This is a genomic window from uncultured Lutibacter sp. (assembly GCF_947493565.1).
GTDB classification, from domain to species: Bacteria; Bacteroidota; Bacteroidia; order Flavobacteriales; family Flavobacteriaceae; genus Lutibacter; species Lutibacter aestuarii.
Map to the genome: position 1 here is coordinate 404,812 of NZ_CANLRG010000001.1, position 15,453 is coordinate 420,264.

Sequence of the window (15,453 nt, forward strand, 5' to 3'; positions counted from 1 at the left end):
TTATGCTTTTAGAAAAATTTAAAAACTATCATATTATTTTAGCTTCAGGATCACCTAGAAGACAAGAATTATTTAAAGAATTAGGGTTAGATTACACTATAAAAGTAAACACTGTTGAAGAAAAATATCCATTTGATTTAAAAGCGGAGGAAATTACTAATTTTTTAGCGCTTCTAAAAGCAAAATCTTTTGAAAATGAATTGAAAAATAACGAGTTAGTAATTACGTCTGATACCATTGTTTGGCTTAAAAACAAAGCCTTAGAGAAACCAAAAAACAAACAAGAAGCTATTGATATGCTTCTTGAATTATCAAATAAAAATCATAAAGTTATTACCTCTATCTGTTTAAAAACTAACCACATGGAAAAAGTTTTTCACGATGAAACTATCGTTCATTTTAAAGAGTTATCTTTAGAGGAAATAACCTATTATGTTGACAATTACCACCCTTTTGATAAAGCAGGAGCTTATGGAATACAAGAATGGATAGGTTTTATAGGAGTTACTCGTATAGAAGGTAGTTACTTTAATGTAATGGGCTTACCTGTTCATAAACTCTATGAAGAATTATTAAATTTTTAGCACCATATCACTAAATATCCTTATTTTTGACCGATTTTTAATAAACAACACAATGAAAAAATACACCTTTACAGAAAAAAAAGATACACGATCAGGTTTTGGAGCTGGTTTGGCTGAATTAGGAGACAAAAACGAAAATGTAGTAGCACTTTGTGCGGATTTAATTGGTTCCTTAAAAATGGATAAATTTATTGAAAATCACCCAGAGCGTTTTTTTCAAGTTGGAATAGCTGAAGCAAATATGATGGGAATTGCTGCCGGTTTAACCATTGGCGGAAAAATTCCATTTGCAGGTACTTTTGCTAATTTTGCTACAGGAAGGGTTTATGATCAAATTCGTCAATCCATTGCTTATTCTGGAAAAAATGTAAAGATTTGTGCTTCTCATGCTGGTTTAACCTTAGGTGAAGATGGTGCAACACATCAAATTTTAGAAGATATCGGGCTTATGAAAATGCTTCCAGGTATGACTGTAATCAATACTTGTGATTACAATCAAACAAAAGCAGCTACTATTGCTATTGCAGATCACGTAGGTCCTGTGTATTTACGCTTTGGTCGTCCATCAGTTCCTGTATTTATGCCAGAAAATGAAAAATTTGAAATAGGAAAAGCAATTCAATTAACAGAAGGTACTGATGTTACTATAGTTGCAACTGGACATTTAGTTTGGGAAGCTTTACAAGCATCAGAACAATTAGAAGCAAAAGGGGTTAGCGCAGAAGTAATCAATATTCATACGATTAAACCTTTAGATAATGAAGCTATTTTAAAGTCTGTAGCAAAAACAGGGTGTATTGTTACTGCTGAAGAACATAATATTTTAGGGGGATTAGGAGAAAGTGTTGCACGAGTTTTAAGTTTAAACAATCCTGTTCCACAAGAGTTTATTGCCGTAAATGATAGCTTTGGAGAATCTGGTACTCCAGCTCAATTAATGGAAAAATATGGTTTAAATAGTGCCGCGATAGTTTCGGCTGTAGAAAAAGTAATCAAAAGAAAATAACTTTTTAGAATCTCCGTTTAACTAGTATTATAAACTCTAAAATTTAAAATTTATGAAAAAAAGAATTCTAGTATGCTCTTTAGCTTTTATTGCAACGGTTTTCACTATAAATGCACAAAGTTCTTTTGGTATAAAAGGTGGGCTAAGTTATAATTCAAACGGTGAGCTAAAAGAATATTTTAATAATATAGAAACGGTTATAGATAACAAAGGGAAAGGAAAATCAGGATATAATTTAGGTTTTTATGGTAAATTAGACTTAGGTCCTATTTTTCTTCGACCAGAATTAGTTTATACTAAAACTACAAGTGAATACGAATTAAACTCAGGAGCAACTGAAGATTATAAAATTTCTAAATTAGACATGCCAGTTTTAGTTGGATTTAAATTGATTGGTCCTTTAAATGTTTTTGCAGGACCTGCTTTTCAGTACTATTTAGATAACGACTTACATGGTTTAAATTTTAAAGATATTGAAAATGAATTTTCAGTAGGTTTAAATATTGGTGCTTCTATTGAGTTAGGTAGAATTGGCTTAGATGTTAGATATGAAAGAGGTTTAAGTGAAAATGAAGCTAATTTTGTAAATGATAATATTGTAGATACCTCATATCGTTTAGATTCTAGACCAGAACAAATTATTTTCAGTTTGTCTTATCGGTTATCTAACAGCAACAAATATTAAGTATAAAATTAACAAATAACAACAAAAAGACTCCACATTAAGGAGTCTTTTTTAATAGTAAATATGTCTAATTACTACTTAGTATCATTTTATTTTATATATTTATTTTTTATTAAAACAAAACCCTAATCAAAAATGAGAAAGAAAACCCTACTATTTATTTTTTCAATTTTAACTATTTATACTGTTAAAAGTCAAGAAATTAATATTGGAATTAAAGGTGGATTGAATTATAATACTATTGGTGATTTATTGCATTTAGGAACATCTACTGGAGGTGGTATTGGTGTAACACCTTCTGGAGACTATTACTATAGTGCAGATGGTAAAACTGGTATAACATTTGGAATCTTTGCAAAAATTAATTTTAATAGGTTTTATATTCAAACAGAAGTTAATAGTACAACATTAAATAATAGTTATCCTTTAGCTTTTAAAACTTCTAATTGGGAAGCCAAAACAGTTGAAATTCCACTGCTTTTTGGATATAGACTTTTTGGTCCAGCTTCCATATACTTAGGAGGAAATTATAGAATAAATAATGAAGTAACTTTAGAAGGTGTTGAGTATCCTATTCTTTACGAAAAATCAGTACTAGGTGTAAACGCTGGAATTCAATTAGATTTTAATTTAGCAATTATAGATTTAAGATATACTTATGGAATTACCCAAGAAGAATCTCAACGCATAGACATTGTTAGATCAACTTATGGTACTAATGTTGCTTACTTGAGCTCCTACAACCCAAGTCAAATCGCAGTAACTGTAAGTATCCCATTAATTTCTTTTAATAAAGCCGAAGGTACAGGAAGATCTAAAACCAAGTGGCGTGGACAAAATTGTTTAGACTAAAAAAAAGCTTCTCAACTGAGAAGCTTTTTTTTTAATTATCTGTATCTAAATAATCTGGAATACCGTCACCGTCTGTATCATCATTTCGAGGATCTCCATCATTATTTGCATCTTCATCTTTGGTTAAAATTCCATCGTTATCATCATCTACATCTAAATAATTTGGAATAGTATCTCCGTCGGTATCATCATTTTTCACATTTCCATCATTATCTAAATCTTCATATTTAGACAAAATACCATCGTTGTCATCATCAGCTTCATTTACATCATTTAATGTAATTTGAAAAACTAAAGGAGAGTCTTGAGGTATTGATAATTGAGTAACATTTCTATAAGCTAAACCTGAAGGAATAAATAAGATTCCTTTTCCAGAATTTTCATAGTAAAATGATTCATCAGCATTCACTACCTTAGTACCAGCTTTAAAATTGGTAAATCCGTAAGACCAACCATCTATTACGCCACTTAAAGAAAACCAAATATTGGTAGATCTAGCGTCAAAAACTGTGCTATCTAATAACATTCCAGTGTAAGTAACTAATACAGAATCAGCTCTTGATGGTGAAGAAGTAGTCCCTTCCTCCTGCTTTAAATAGTATAATTTATAGGAAACATCATCTTGAGTTATATGTTGAGTTTCAACTTGATCCATTAAAGGGGTTTCTCCATTAGTAATCGTCCATATTCCACCATCATCTTCATTTAAATAATGTGTTTGTAAGTACTCTATTAAAGTAACATCATCTTTTAATGATTGCCCTGCTGCATCATAATCTTCAACAGTATTATTATCATCACCACAAGAAAACAACAGCATACTAACAGCTAATAAAGCTAGTAAATTTTTAAATTTCATTTATTTCAAATTTTAAGTGCGCAAGATAGTATTTTCATATCTTTGTTGAAAGAGAAATGCTGAAATTTAACGATATTTTATATGCGGATTGATAAGTATTTATGGTGTATTAGATTTTATAAAACAAGAAGTATTGCTACAGATGCTTGTAAGAAAGGACATATTAAAATTAATGGTGATGCTTTAAAACCTTCTAAAATGATTTTTCCAGGAGAAATTTTAACTATTAGAAAGCATCAGGTAAACTATAAAATTGAAGTTTTAGACTTGCCTAAAAGTAGATTGGGAGCTAAATTACTTGACTTGTATAGAAAAGATATGACGCCTGCAGAAGAGTTTGAAAAAATGGAATTGTTGAAATATTCAAAAGATTATTACAGAAAAAAAGGAACAGGAAGACCTACAAAAAAAGATAGAAGAGATTTAGATGAAATTTATGAAGAAGACTATTAAATTGGATAAATTATATTGGGAAGCTAAATATGAACAACAAAAAACAGGTTGGGATATTGGTTATATTTCAACACCTATAAAAGAATATATAGATCAATTAAAAGATAAAACTATAAAAATATTAATTCCAGGAGGAGGAAATGGTTATGAGGCGGAATATTTATTAAAAAGCGGTTTCAAAAATGTTAATGTATTAGATATTGCGGCACAACCTTTAAAAAATTTACAAAAACGAAGTCCTAATTTCTCAAAAAATCAGCTAATACAACAAGATTTTTTTGAACATTCAAAAACCTACGACCTAATTATTGAACAAACATTTTTTTGCGCTTTAGACCCTGTATTAAGAGAAAAGTATGCTAATAAAATGTTTGATTTATTAAATCCAAAGGGCAAACTAATTGGAGTGCTATTTGATTTTGAATTAACTAATGAAGGCCCACCATTTGGAGGAAGTCTTATTGAATATATTCAATTATTTTACGCTAAATTCGAAATTAAAATTTTAGAAAAATGTTACAATTCTATCAAACCAAGAAAAGGAAAGGAATTGTTTTTTATCTTTGAAAAAAAATAACCATCATGGAGCTTTCAACTATTTTAACGAACGAGCAAATTCAAAATAAAACAAGAAGAATTGCGTATCAAATTTATGAAACCAATTGTAATGAAAAAGAAATTATTATTGCTGGTATCAATGGCAATGGTTTTATTTTTGCAAAAAATATCACAAAAATATTAAACGATATTTCAGATTTGAAAGTGGTATTATGTGAGGTTCAAATGGATAAAAAAAATCCGCTTAAAAGTATTACTACCGATATTGAGGCAAAAGTTTACAAAAATAAATCGTTAGTTTTAGTAGATGATGTATTAAGCTCTGGAACTACTTTAATGTATGGAATAAAACATTTTTTAGAAGTTCCTTTAAAACGATTTAAAACCGCAGTACTTATCAATCGAAATCATAAAAAGTACCCTGTTAAAGCAGATTTCAAAGGAATTTCACTATCTACTTCTATGAGAGAACATATTGCGGTAGTTTTTGAAAAAAATAAAGCGTACGCTACGTTAGAGTAAGGCAACAACTTCTTCTTCAATAGTTTCAATAGTTTTGTGATCTACACTAATGGTGTAGTTAGATTTTTCGTAGAATTCATTTCTCTCGAATAAATGTTTGGCAATGTATTCTTTTAAATTTTCAACACCAATAGTAGCCACTAAAGGTCGTTCTGAAGTTTCATTTTTTAATCGCTCAAAAATGGTATTCATGGAAGCTTTTAAATAAAATGATATGCTATATTTTTTTATAATTTCTAGATTATTTCCATAACAAGGTGTGCCTCCACCACAAGAAATAACAATGTTTGTATTTTTTTCTAAAATTTCTTTTAAATATTCTCCCTCTTTAATTCTAAAGTAAATTTCACCCTTGGTTTGAAATAATTCAGAAATCGTTACACCTTCGTTTTCTTCAATAAACACATCTAAATCAATAAATTGTAAATTCAATTTTTTAGCTAATACTTTGCCTATTGCAGATTTTCCACTTGCCATATACCCCATTAAAACGATATTCATTGCTCTCAATTTTTCTGTTCATTAAATAAAAAACAAATATCGTTTAAAATTCTACATAAAAAAACTTGTATTTTTAACTTTAGATAGTATCTTTGCACTCGAATTGCTGAAAAGGATAATTGACCTGGTAGCTCAGTTGGTAGAGCACCTCCCTTTTAAGGAGGTGGTCCTGGGTTCGAGCCCCAGCCCGGTCACAAAAAGTTAAGCTATGTGCTTAACTTTTTTTGTTTATAGCGCGTATGGCGGAATTGGTAGACGCGCCAGCTTGAGGGGCTGGTGTTCGCTTAGAACGTGCTGGTTCGAATCCAGTTACGCGCACTTTTTTAAACAACTTAAAAAGATTTTTTTGAGTTGCTTACCATAAAAAAATCTTATCCTATACATTTACTACCTGTAAATTAATCAAATAAATTTAGCTATAATTTTACCTTTGAATTAAAGAAACTGGGAGATTCATAATAAAAAGGCAGCTAAAATAACCCATATAAGTTATACATTTGCTAATATTAAAAATAAGAAGGTTGTACAGGGTATTAAAAACAACTTTACAACTAATTATAAAATTCATAATAATTGAAAAATACAATTTCTATACTTGGTTGCGGCTGGTTAGGGTTGCCTTTGGCAAAACTACTATTAAATAATGGTTTTTTTATAAAAGGAAGTACAACTTCATTAAAAAAAACAAGTTATTTTAAAACTTTAAGTATTGAGCCTTATTTAATTGATTTAGAGAATGTAAGGAAACTTGATACCACCTTTTTAAATAGTGGTATTTTAATTATTGCCATTCCTTCAAAAAATATTGAAGGCTTTAAAATTTTAGTTGATTTTATTAGAGAATCTTCAATAAAAAAAGTGATTTTTATTAGCTCAACTTCTGTATATCCTTCATCAAATAGTATGGTGAATGAAACTTCAAAATTGGTTGATTCTCCTTTAGTAAGTATTGAAAATTTAATTAAAAACAATTCTAACTTTAGTACAACAATTGTTCGATTTGCAGGCTTGTTTGGATATGATAGAAAACCTGGTAACTTTTTTAAAAATGGAAGAAAAATTTCGAACCCTAACGGATTTGTAAATATGATTCATCAAGATGACTGCGTTCAAATACTGTTAAAAATTATTGAAGGCAACCACTGGGGAATTACTTTAAATGCTTGTGCCGATACGCATCCAACTCGTAAAGAATTTTATACCAAAACAACTTTAGACATAGGAAATCCCCTCCCTCTATTTGTTGAAAATAAGAACGATACGTATAAAATTATTAACAATAAAAAATTAAAAAAAACATTGAATTATACTTTTAAATATGCTGATTTAATGAAATTAGATTATCGTAAGTTATAAAATAATATTTTACAAACCAACGCTAGCAGCTTCTGCACAACGTTCACCATCCATTGCTGCTGAAACAATTCCTCCAGCATACCCACCACCTTCTCCACAAGGGTACAAACCTTTAATTTGTGGGTGTTCTAAGGTTTTATTTCTAGGAATTTTTACAGGAGAAGATGTTCTAGACTCTACTCCAATAATAGTAGCTTCATTGGTATGATAGCCTTTCATTTTTTGTCCGAAAGCTTTAAAACCGCCTCTAAGCCTCCCTCCTATATTTTTTGGCAATAATGAATGTAAAGGCGCTGACTTTATTCCTGGTTGATAAGAAGTACTATTTAAAGTGGCAGATAATTTACCATCTACAAAATCAACTAAACGCTGTGCAGGTGCAGTTTGACTTCTTCCACCGGCTTGATACGCTAATTTTTCCAATTCTTTTTGAAACTCCAATCCTTTTAACACTCCAAAACTTTCGTAGTTGTACAAATCTTTTTCAGCATTAATTTCAACTACAATTCCAGAATTTGCATACAAGTTATTACGTTTGGAAGGGGACATTCCGTTAACAACCACTTCACGATTTGCAGTAGCTGCAGGAACAATAAAACCACCAGGACACATACAAAATGAATAGACTCCCCTATTTTTTACCTGATGTACCAAGCTATAGGAGGCTGCAGGTAACAAAACATCTCGTTCTCCTTTACAATGGTATTGAATGCTATCAATAATATGTTGAGGATGTTCCACACGAACTCCCATTGCAAATGATTTAGCTTCTAATGCAATTTGTTTGTTGTGTAATAAGTAAAAAATATCTCTTGCTGAATGTCCGGTTGCTAAAATAACACGCTCTACAGGTAACTCTTTGTTATTTTGTAAAGTAATAGACTTGATAGCGCCTTGTTTGATAGAAAAATCAGTAACACGCGTTTCAAAATAAATTTCACCTCCAAATTTTAAAATGGTTTCCCGAATATTTTTTACCACTTTAGGTAATTTGTTTGTTCCAATATGTGGATGTGCATCCACTAAAATTTGATCGGTAGCTCCATGATATACTAAATTTTCAAAAATACGACGTACATCACCACGTTTTAAACTTCTTGTATATAATTTTCCGTCAGAATATGTTCCAGCACCACCTTCACCAAAACAATAATTAGAATCTTCGTTTACTTTATGAAATTGATTAATAGCACGCAAATCACGCCTTCTATCACGTACGTTTTTACCACGTTCTAAAACAATGGGCTTAAAACCTAACTCAATACATCGCAAAGCTGCATACATTCCAGCTGGACCAAATCCGATAATATGTATTTCTTTTGCGTTAGAAACATCTTTATAGTCGAAAAAATAGGTGGTAGTTTTTGGAGTTTCATTTATAAAAACATCTACCTTGTAATTAAAAACTATAAGTGCTTTACGAGCATCAATAGATTTACGAATTACTTTTATTGCTGTAATTTCATTTTCTAAAATACCCAATTGTTGAGCCGCTTTTTTTTGTAAAAAGCCACCTTGTTTTTCTTCAACAATAGTAACTCTAAGTTGTATGCTTTGTATCATTGCTGCAAAAATACTTAAAATCGCATGATTTTATTCAATTATTTTAAGTTGTAATCATCTAATAATCAATTTTATTTCTCCATAAAAAAGTTTATTTGTGTATTTTTTTGTATTTTTGAATTGCTATGAACAATTCTTCTGTTAAAAAAACTGTTATCCTTTTAAAAAAAGTTGTACATCGAAATGAGGTTCAATTAGTTCTTATTTTTGAGTTTGATTTAACGTTAAAAGATAAAATAAAGGAATTAAATGGGTATAAATGGAGTAAAACCTTACGAGGTTGGTATACCATATTTACGCCAAAAAATGTAGCAATTTTAAAAGAAAAACTTAAAAATGTAGCAGATTTTAAACTACACACCTCTATTTACCAAACCATTACGGTAAAACCAAAAAGGCCACAAAGGAATATTTCTGCTAAAAACTTAGTTATTTTAAATTTATATATAAAGTATTTAAAAGGTAAACGTTATAGTGATAGTACCATTAAAACCTATGCAACTTTTATCGCTGATTTTTTTGATTATTTAAAAGATACCGATTTAGTAACCATAACCAATAAACAGGTAGAATTATTTATTGAAGATGTGTTTGTACCTCGAAATTATAGTATCAGTTCTCAACGTCAATTTATCAGTGCTATTAAGTTATTTAAAGCCTTTTATCCTGAGTGTAACATAGAAGAAATTCAATTAAAAAGACCTAAACGAAGTAAATTATTACCTTTAGTATTAAGTAAGGAAGAAATTGTTGACTTATTACGCTGTACTAAAAATTTAAAGCACAGAGCCGCTTTGGCAATGATTTATTCAGCAGGATTGCGTATAAGTGAATTGCTTCATTTACAATTACATCATATTGATATAGATAGAAGACAAATTATTGTAAAAAACAGTAAAGGACGTAGAGATAGGAATGTAATTTTAGCTGAAAGTTTTATACCATTGCTATTAAATTATTTAAACAGTTACCAGCCTACCCTGTTTTTTATTGAAGGCAAGCCAGGAGAAAAATACAGTCCAGAAAGTGTTCGAAGTTTTTTAAAACGTTCATGTGAATATGCCAAAATTACCAAAAGAGTTACCCCACATACTTTACGGCATAGTTATGCTACCCATTTATTAGAAAACGGTATTGATTTGCGGTACATTCAAGAACTACTTGGGCACGCAAAGCCCGAAACTACAATGATTTATACCCATGTAACAAAAAAAGATTTATTAAAAATTGAAAGTCCGCTAGATTTGGCAGTGAAAAATTTAAGCGAAAAATCATCCGCTGCCAATAAGTTAAGATTGTCTGATAATTATTAAAAATAATTACTTACTTCTACTTCCTTCTTTATAAGTAGTTATTCCCCTTTTGAGCCAACGTTTTAAAACAACTGAAGGTTGGAAATTTAGATGATATTTTTGGATATTACGCTTAGGTGTTAAATTAGCTGGATTAGGGTCAGCTTTACATTTAAACCCTATTTTAAACTTTCCAATATTTTCTAAATCAACAATTTTACCATCTTCTAAATGAAATTGTAATTTTTCACCCAAAGCATACAGTACCATTTTTACATCAACTTTACTTAAAGTACACTCGTTACTAATTTGGTAACTTATTTGATCTAGATCAACAACACCAGTACTAACTGCCTGCATAATATATTGAGGGGCTTTATTATTAGCAATGGTATTGCTTCTTTTAGTAATTCGATAACGTATAGGCATACTATTTAGGTATTTTGTTAATAAAAAATAGCCATACTACTTTTAAACAAGTAGTATTTACTTTAACTTTGAATTCTCTAATTAAAAGTAAACTTCACAGAATTACAAATTTATTGTACTATTTTTTTAAATATTTTGTAGTATTTTTATTAAATTAAACTAATATTTTTTATAATTTATACTAGTATTTTTAATAAAAAACTCTTTAACTTTAACAAAGTTTTACCGCTAAAGTGACAAAAATAATACGTATAAATGACAAATTTACTATACACTAAATTATACTTTAACTATGGTTTTTTTATAGTTATTTATAATTAAATTTATTTTACTTAGATTTTACTTTAGTTTTAATTAATCTATTCAATTATTTTTTTTAAATTTGATACAACATATAAAAATTGCGTTTACACTTATAATATTACTAAAATTACCACAAAAAGTTTTGTTTTTTTAATTATTAAAAAGTAATAAAAACTACGGTTATCCGGAAACTATAAGTTATAAACGTTAATAAATAGAATGATATAACAAGTTGTGGGTAATGTAACCAAACCATATAGAAAGAAATGAATGTAGAAAGTTTACTTAATAAGATTAAGATATTTACAGAATTGGTAATTGACTCTGGATTTAAAAGAGATGTGATTGACTACAAACAATCAATAGCCCAAGCTCAAAACCAGAATTTAGTCTTTATGAAAGGACTTTCTGAAAGTATAAAAGAGAATCTGTTTTACTTTGAAAACAATTCCCTTGACAGCGAATTAAATAGTGTTCTAAGAGAGAATGAACCATTTACGTCCTTAAACACATTGAAGGAATTGGAAGAATTGGATTCAGACAAAGAAATTGATGGTCAGCAATATTTTCAAAAATTCAATCAAATTCTAAATCGACTTCAAAAAGCAATACAAACAAACGAATCTGAACTAAATACGGTCAAAACCACTTTTGACAAATATGTTTCAGAAGAAGATGACTTTGACGATGATGGAGAACAAGCAGTAATGTCTCTTATATTTAAAGACCTTGAATCCACAGGAAGTTTAAAGGAGTTTTCGAGAGTATTGCATCGATGGAATAGAACTTTACTTATTTACCATACTCTATTAAAATCTGAATCACCAAAGGAAATTTCGCTTGTTGAAATTCAGAATGGTTCAATAGATGTAATCTTTAATATAGATTTTGATGTTGCCATAGATTTGACCGAATTAATCAAAACAGGATTAAAGGTTTATGGAGCATATTTATTGTATAAATCCAAAACTGCTAAAGAAATTATTGCCTCATATATGGGTAATAAAAAACTAATTGCAACGGAAAAAGAAAGAGAAAAATTAATGTTAGATAACATTAAGGATTCGATAAAATTAAAAGCTCTTGAACAGCACAAGGAAAATTTAAAATCTGATTCGCCACCAACAAAAGCTGGTGCAACTAAAAAAGCAGATGAAGTTGCGAAAGTTATTACTGACCATATCGTAAAAGGCAATGAGGTCAAGTTATTGACACCACCTGAACCAGAAGAAGAAGACAAACCAGATATGTCGACCGAATTAAGAACAGAAACTGCGAATGTGAGGGAAAGGTGGAAAAAACTGGACGAAAAAGAAAAGCAATTACTGCTTGACAAATACACGATTAAAGAGGAAGAAGAGGAAAAAAAAGATAAATAAAACACTACCCACAACAATGGCTATAAGTAATTGCTTGCTCTCGCCTACTTCTGAAAATCCTCGCGGATTTTCAGTCTGGTGCGTACTTGCAAAGTTAAGTGCTAAACCACGCAACTACTCATAGCCGAGACCGTTAGCATACATTTACCACTCAAAATCTGAATTAAACAATGGAAGTCATTTTAGGTCTATTTTTTTTCTTAATATGTTTAAGCTCACTCGTTATAACTTTTGTGGCAATAATTCAAATAGCCAGCAATGATTTTAAAGAATCTAAAATACAATGGATTATAATTTCAATGATTGCCTTTATCGGACCAATATTATGGCTGACTAAAGGTCGTAAACTCATAATTAAAAATGGCGAAACCGAAAGAAATGACAATAAAGAAAAAACAAGCCTGACTGAACATTACACTCAACTAATAAAGGATATTGGAACACCATTAAAAATCCTGACTCTAATAGCATTCGCTCTTATTTTTTATGGATATTTAGCCAGAGCATTTGATATTTTTTTCTTTTGGGAAAGTAAATCAATCGGATTTGGATTATTACTTATAGTAATTGCGAAATTTTTGCTTGACGATATCAATTTAAGGCGTGAAAATAAAATGCATCGTATTGTTTTCTATTTAGTATTCGGAATTCTATGCTTATCTATTTTCATAAAAGGCATAATTGCTATTATCATACCAAATTCTGACGCTTACAATACAGCTACTGAACTTTTAAAAACAGATTCTGAATTAATAGCCGAAGTTGGAGGAATTAGCTCTTTTTCTTATTTGCCTTCTGGCAGTATGGGAACACATAAAGACAAATATGGAACAACTGGTAATGCAAATTTGACTTTAATAATAAAAGGAAATAAAAAATATATTGAGAAGAATGTAGTCTTGGTAAAAGAATTAGAAGAAGATTGGAAAATAATATCTCTGAATTAAAAAACGTATGCTAACACCGTGTATAATCAATTGCTAGTTCTAGCTTACTTACGAATATTCCTGCGGAATATTCTATCTGTGTTTTATTTGCTAAATTAGTTGCTTAAACACGCAACTAATCATACACAAAACCGTTAGGGTTAATACCAGTGAAAAACCGAAAAAAAATATAAATATGGGAAAAACATCAGATTCGTTTAAAAGACAAATTGGAAGAGATGCTGGAAAAGTAGTGTCGAATTTTCTATTCAAAGATAAACACGCAACACCTTTTAGAAGAGCGAATAGTTTAGAAAAAAAACAATCGAAAAATCAACAAATAGCACATAAATTAAAGGAAAAACAAAACTTGAACGCAATTGACAATGCTGTGATTGGAGCGATTGACCAAGTAATTTCTCTTCAAATACCACAAGATGAAAATCAAATAGTAAATATATTGAATGGTTTTGATGTTCAATTAAAGGCAAGTAAATGGCAGGAATCTGATGGAAATGAAAACGAAGAAGAAATAAAAATACGTAATAAATATCCAGATGCTGTTTTAGAAAAGTATAAACAATGTGTACAAGAATTAGAGTTCATTAACGCAAATCAAAAAAGAATTGAGTTCTATAAAAAGAAATTAAAAAAACACAAAAGAATTCGTTTTATATCTAAAAATAAAACTTACGTTATAATTTTTGGTCTTCTTATAGCAATCTTTATTATAGGTGGTATTGCATCAATATTTGAATAAACCAAAAGTATGTATTGTAAACATTTCGAGACATTTGTAAATAATTGTATTATAGAAAAACAATTCGTTGGAACAGGAAATCCTAATTCCAACATTTTATTTGTAGGTAAAGAATCAGCAATTAATCAAAATGATATAATCTCAATGAATTGGTATTTATCAAATGCCGACGAATGGAAAACTCGTATTTTAAATAAAAAATCAGACACCTACGAATATTTAGTTGATGAAAATCATAAACTACGTAAAAATTGGGGAAAAAATACTTGGAGTAAATATCAAAAATTAACTGACGAAATTTATCAAACAAAAACACAACCGTATTATGTGGATTTTTTAAAAAATGTTTTTACAACAGAAATGAATGATTCACCTTCTGAAAAAACAGCTTTTGCGAATAAAGATAGTATTAATGACAGAAAACTTCTTTTTAAAAATTCGTCTTTTATTCAAAGTTTTAAAGTTGTTGTTTTAGCTTGTTCGGATTATTTCACAAATAACGATTCAATTAGAGAAATTGATGATACTTTTGGAGTTAGCTATATTGGAGATAAAAAAGGAAAATATTATTACTCAAAAGGTAATTGGTTTTTTATTCACAAAAATTTAGAGAAGTCGAAAATTGTAATTCACACAAGACAATTAAGCACTAATGTTAATAACCAATTACTTCAAGATATGGGAAATGTAATTAATGAATTTATAAACGGAACAAAGAAAAGTACTAACCCTAACACCGTGTATAATTAATGGCTAGTTCTTGCCTACTTACGAAAATCCTCGCGGATTTTCTATTCGGTTTTTATTTGCTAAATTAGGTGTTTAAACACGCCACTAATCATACACAAAACCGTTGTAAATAATAGTAAAAAAAAAAGATATGAAAAAATTAGAAATTAAAATACCTGTAATTCACATTATTCTGATAATCGTATTTATGATAATCGTAAATATGATAGTTGAAAAAGAAACTCAAGGACAGAGTGAAATTTATGGAATCATTTACAGTTTGAGTTTTTTTATCACGCACGATTTTTATTCCATTATTCTAGGACTAATATTGATTATTCCATTACCTCTTTTAATTCTTTCAATTATTAGAAAAAAAAAAGATTTAATTAAAGGTTTTTCAGTTTCAACGTTGATTAGTATTATCCTAATAATTATTATAAGTAATTCTTGATTTATTAAAATTAGATTAATCATCTGAATTGACTTTCTTTTCAGATTTTGTTACTCAAAAAAGAATTACCCAAATTTGATTAAAAAATAGAGGAATATAAAACTGATTGAAAAACTACTATTTACAACAATTCATATAATTTATGCTTAAATTTGAACTAGTACAAACGACAAACATTCAACTAACGATTTGCTACAACCGAAAAATCTCCGATTTTCCAGTCGCACAAATCTTATAAAAGC

Annotated in this window: 17 protein-coding genes and 2 tRNA genes; 15 read left to right on the forward strand and 4 right to left on the reverse strand. The window is 29.3% G+C overall.

The genetic code is table 11. The features are described 5' to 3' along the window. The first annotated feature begins 2 nt into the window (after positions 1-2). The 4 genes from Q0714_RS01785 (at position 3) to Q0714_RS01800 (ending at position 3,127) form a co-directional block, all read left to right on the forward strand. Positions 3-584: a Maf-like protein gene (locus Q0714_RS01785; protein WP_298262580.1), complete on the forward strand. Its 582-nt coding sequence runs from the start codon at positions 3-5 to the stop codon at positions 582-584. A gap of 52 nt (positions 585-636) precedes the next feature. Next, positions 637-1,590, forward strand: a complete 954-nt coding sequence (locus Q0714_RS01790) for a transketolase family protein (RefSeq protein WP_298262581.1) — start codon at positions 637-639, stop codon at positions 1,588-1,590. Between the two features lie 52 nt (positions 1,591-1,642). Continuing rightward, the gene (locus Q0714_RS01795) at positions 1,643-2,275 is read left to right on the forward strand and encodes an outer membrane beta-barrel protein (protein WP_298262582.1); all 633 of its coding nucleotides are present in this window, start codon (positions 1,643-1,645) and stop codon (positions 2,273-2,275) included. A gap of 135 nt (positions 2,276-2,410) precedes the next feature. Beyond that, the gene (locus tag Q0714_RS01800; RefSeq protein ID WP_298262583.1) at positions 2,411-3,127 is read left to right on the forward strand and encodes an outer membrane beta-barrel protein; all 717 of its coding nucleotides are present in this window, start codon (positions 2,411-2,413) and stop codon (positions 3,125-3,127) included. Positions 3,128-3,158: 31 nt separating this feature from the next. On the opposite strand, the gene Q0714_RS01805 is transcribed toward Q0714_RS01800, so the two are convergent. Next, positions 3,159-3,986: an FKBP-type peptidyl-prolyl cis-trans isomerase gene (locus Q0714_RS01805; protein ID WP_298262584.1), complete on the reverse strand. Its 828-nt coding sequence runs from the start codon at positions 3,984-3,986 to the stop codon at positions 3,159-3,161. A gap of 81 nt (positions 3,987-4,067) precedes the next feature. On the opposite strand from Q0714_RS01805, the gene Q0714_RS01810 reads away from it, so the two are divergent. Genes Q0714_RS01810 through Q0714_RS01820 form a run of 3 tightly spaced genes read left to right on the forward strand, consistent with a single transcriptional unit; the run spans position 4,068 to position 5,519 of the window. Beyond that, positions 4,068-4,439, forward strand: coding sequence for an RNA-binding S4 domain-containing protein (locus tag Q0714_RS01810; protein WP_298262585.1), 372 nt, complete (start codon positions 4,068-4,070; stop codon positions 4,437-4,439). Further along, positions 4,423-5,016, forward strand: a complete 594-nt coding sequence (locus Q0714_RS01815; protein WP_298262586.1) for a methyltransferase domain-containing protein — start codon at positions 4,423-4,425, stop codon at positions 5,014-5,016. The genes Q0714_RS01810 and Q0714_RS01815 overlap by 17 nt, the downstream gene beginning before the upstream one ends. Positions 5,017-5,021: 5 nt before the next feature. Further along, complete coding sequence (locus Q0714_RS01820) at positions 5,022-5,519, forward strand: phosphoribosyltransferase family protein (protein ID WP_298262587.1); 498 nt, start codon at positions 5,022-5,024, stop codon at positions 5,517-5,519. Here the strand turns inward: Q0714_RS01820 and Q0714_RS01825 are convergent. After that, on the reverse strand, positions 5,511-6,020 hold the full coding sequence (locus tag Q0714_RS01825; protein ID WP_298262588.1) for a shikimate kinase: 510 nt from the start codon (positions 6,018-6,020) through the stop codon (positions 5,511-5,513). The genes Q0714_RS01820 and Q0714_RS01825 overlap by 9 nt on opposite strands. Positions 6,021-6,141: 121 nt before the next feature. Here Q0714_RS01825 and Q0714_RS01830 point away from each other — a divergent pair. The 3 genes from Q0714_RS01830 (at position 6,142) to Q0714_RS01840 (ending at position 7,376) form a co-directional block, all read left to right on the forward strand. After that, positions 6,142-6,214, forward strand: a tRNA-Lys gene (locus Q0714_RS01830). 39 nt (positions 6,215-6,253) lie between these two features. Then, positions 6,254-6,338, forward strand: a tRNA-Leu gene (locus tag Q0714_RS01835). Positions 6,339-6,593: 255 nt separating this feature from the next. Continuing rightward, positions 6,594-7,376, forward strand: coding sequence for a dTDP-glucose 4,6-dehydratase (locus Q0714_RS01840; protein ID WP_298262589.1), 783 nt, complete (start codon positions 6,594-6,596; stop codon positions 7,374-7,376). 9 nt (positions 7,377-7,385) lie between these two features. On the opposite strand, the gene Q0714_RS01845 is transcribed toward Q0714_RS01840, so the two are convergent. Beyond that, a complete protein-coding gene (locus Q0714_RS01845; RefSeq protein WP_298262590.1) occupies positions 7,386-8,939 on the reverse strand; it encodes an NAD(P)/FAD-dependent oxidoreductase in 1,554 nt (517 codons plus the stop codon). A gap of 125 nt (positions 8,940-9,064) precedes the next feature. On the opposite strand from Q0714_RS01845, the gene Q0714_RS01850 reads away from it, so the two are divergent. Next, positions 9,065-10,252, forward strand: a complete 1,188-nt coding sequence (locus tag Q0714_RS01850) for a tyrosine-type recombinase/integrase (protein ID WP_298262591.1) — start codon at positions 9,065-9,067, stop codon at positions 10,250-10,252. 6 nt (positions 10,253-10,258) lie between these two features. Here the strand turns inward: Q0714_RS01850 and Q0714_RS01855 are convergent, their stop codons facing one another. Next, positions 10,259-10,660, reverse strand: a complete 402-nt coding sequence (locus Q0714_RS01855; protein ID WP_298262592.1) for an HU family DNA-binding protein — start codon at positions 10,658-10,660, stop codon at positions 10,259-10,261. Between the two features lie 569 nt (positions 10,661-11,229). On the opposite strand from Q0714_RS01855, the gene Q0714_RS01860 reads away from it, so the two are divergent. The 4 genes from Q0714_RS01860 (at position 11,230) to Q0714_RS01875 (ending at position 14,778) form a co-directional block, all read left to right on the forward strand. Further along, entirely contained in the window at positions 11,230-12,342 is a 1,113-nt protein-coding gene (locus Q0714_RS01860) for a hypothetical protein (protein ID WP_298262593.1), read from the forward strand. A 170-nt stretch (positions 12,343-12,512) separates the two neighbouring features. Continuing rightward, the gene (locus tag Q0714_RS01865) at positions 12,513-13,289 is read left to right on the forward strand and encodes a hypothetical protein (protein ID WP_298262594.1); all 777 of its coding nucleotides are present in this window, start codon (positions 12,513-12,515) and stop codon (positions 13,287-13,289) included. A 175-nt stretch (positions 13,290-13,464) separates the two neighbouring features. After that, on the forward strand, positions 13,465-14,028 hold the full coding sequence (locus Q0714_RS01870) for a hypothetical protein (RefSeq protein ID WP_298262595.1): 564 nt from the start codon (positions 13,465-13,467) through the stop codon (positions 14,026-14,028). Positions 14,029-14,037: 9 nt separating this feature from the next. Then, a complete protein-coding gene (locus tag Q0714_RS01875; RefSeq protein ID WP_298262596.1) occupies positions 14,038-14,778 on the forward strand; it encodes a hypothetical protein in 741 nt (246 codons plus the stop codon). Positions 14,779-15,453 lie beyond the last annotated feature (675 nt).

Excerpts from the sequence above, each read along its gene's own strand:
- Q0714_RS01785 (WP_298262580.1), top strand. The coding sequence starts at position 3 with ATGCTTTTAGAAAAATTTAAAAACTATCATATTATTTTAGCTTCAGGA.
- Q0714_RS01790 (WP_298262581.1), top strand. The coding sequence starts at position 637 with ATGAAAAAATACACCTTTACAGAAAAAAAAGATACACGATCAGGTTTT.
- Q0714_RS01795 (WP_298262582.1), top strand. The coding sequence starts at position 1,643 with ATGAAAAAAAGAATTCTAGTATGCTCTTTAGCTTTTATTGCAACGGTT.
- Q0714_RS01800 (WP_298262583.1), top strand. The coding sequence starts at position 2,411 with ATGAGAAAGAAAACCCTACTATTTATTTTTTCAATTTTAACTATTTAT.
- Q0714_RS01805 (WP_298262584.1), bottom strand. The coding sequence starts at position 3,986 with ATGAAATTTAAAAATTTACTAGCTTTATTAGCTGTTAGTATGCTGTTG.
- Q0714_RS01810 (WP_298262585.1), top strand. The coding sequence starts at position 4,068 with ATGCGGATTGATAAGTATTTATGGTGTATTAGATTTTATAAAACAAGA.
- Q0714_RS01815 (WP_298262586.1), top strand. The coding sequence starts at position 4,423 with ATGAAGAAGACTATTAAATTGGATAAATTATATTGGGAAGCTAAATAT.
- Q0714_RS01820 (WP_298262587.1), top strand. The coding sequence starts at position 5,022 with ATGGAGCTTTCAACTATTTTAACGAACGAGCAAATTCAAAATAAAACA.
- Q0714_RS01825 (WP_298262588.1), bottom strand. The coding sequence starts at position 6,020 with ATGAATATCGTTTTAATGGGGTATATGGCAAGTGGAAAATCTGCAATA.
- Q0714_RS01845 (WP_298262590.1), bottom strand. The coding sequence starts at position 8,939 with ATGATACAAAGCATACAACTTAGAGTTACTATTGTTGAAGAAAAACAA.
- Q0714_RS01850 (WP_298262591.1), top strand. The coding sequence starts at position 9,065 with ATGAACAATTCTTCTGTTAAAAAAACTGTTATCCTTTTAAAAAAAGTT.
- Q0714_RS01855 (WP_298262592.1), bottom strand. The coding sequence starts at position 10,660 with ATGCCTATACGTTATCGAATTACTAAAAGAAGCAATACCATTGCTAAT.
- Q0714_RS01860 (WP_298262593.1), top strand. The coding sequence starts at position 11,230 with ATGAATGTAGAAAGTTTACTTAATAAGATTAAGATATTTACAGAATTG.
- Q0714_RS01865 (WP_298262594.1), top strand. The coding sequence starts at position 12,513 with ATGGAAGTCATTTTAGGTCTATTTTTTTTCTTAATATGTTTAAGCTCA.
- Q0714_RS01870 (WP_298262595.1), top strand. The coding sequence starts at position 13,465 with ATGGGAAAAACATCAGATTCGTTTAAAAGACAAATTGGAAGAGATGCT.
- Q0714_RS01875 (WP_298262596.1), top strand. The coding sequence starts at position 14,038 with ATGTATTGTAAACATTTCGAGACATTTGTAAATAATTGTATTATAGAA.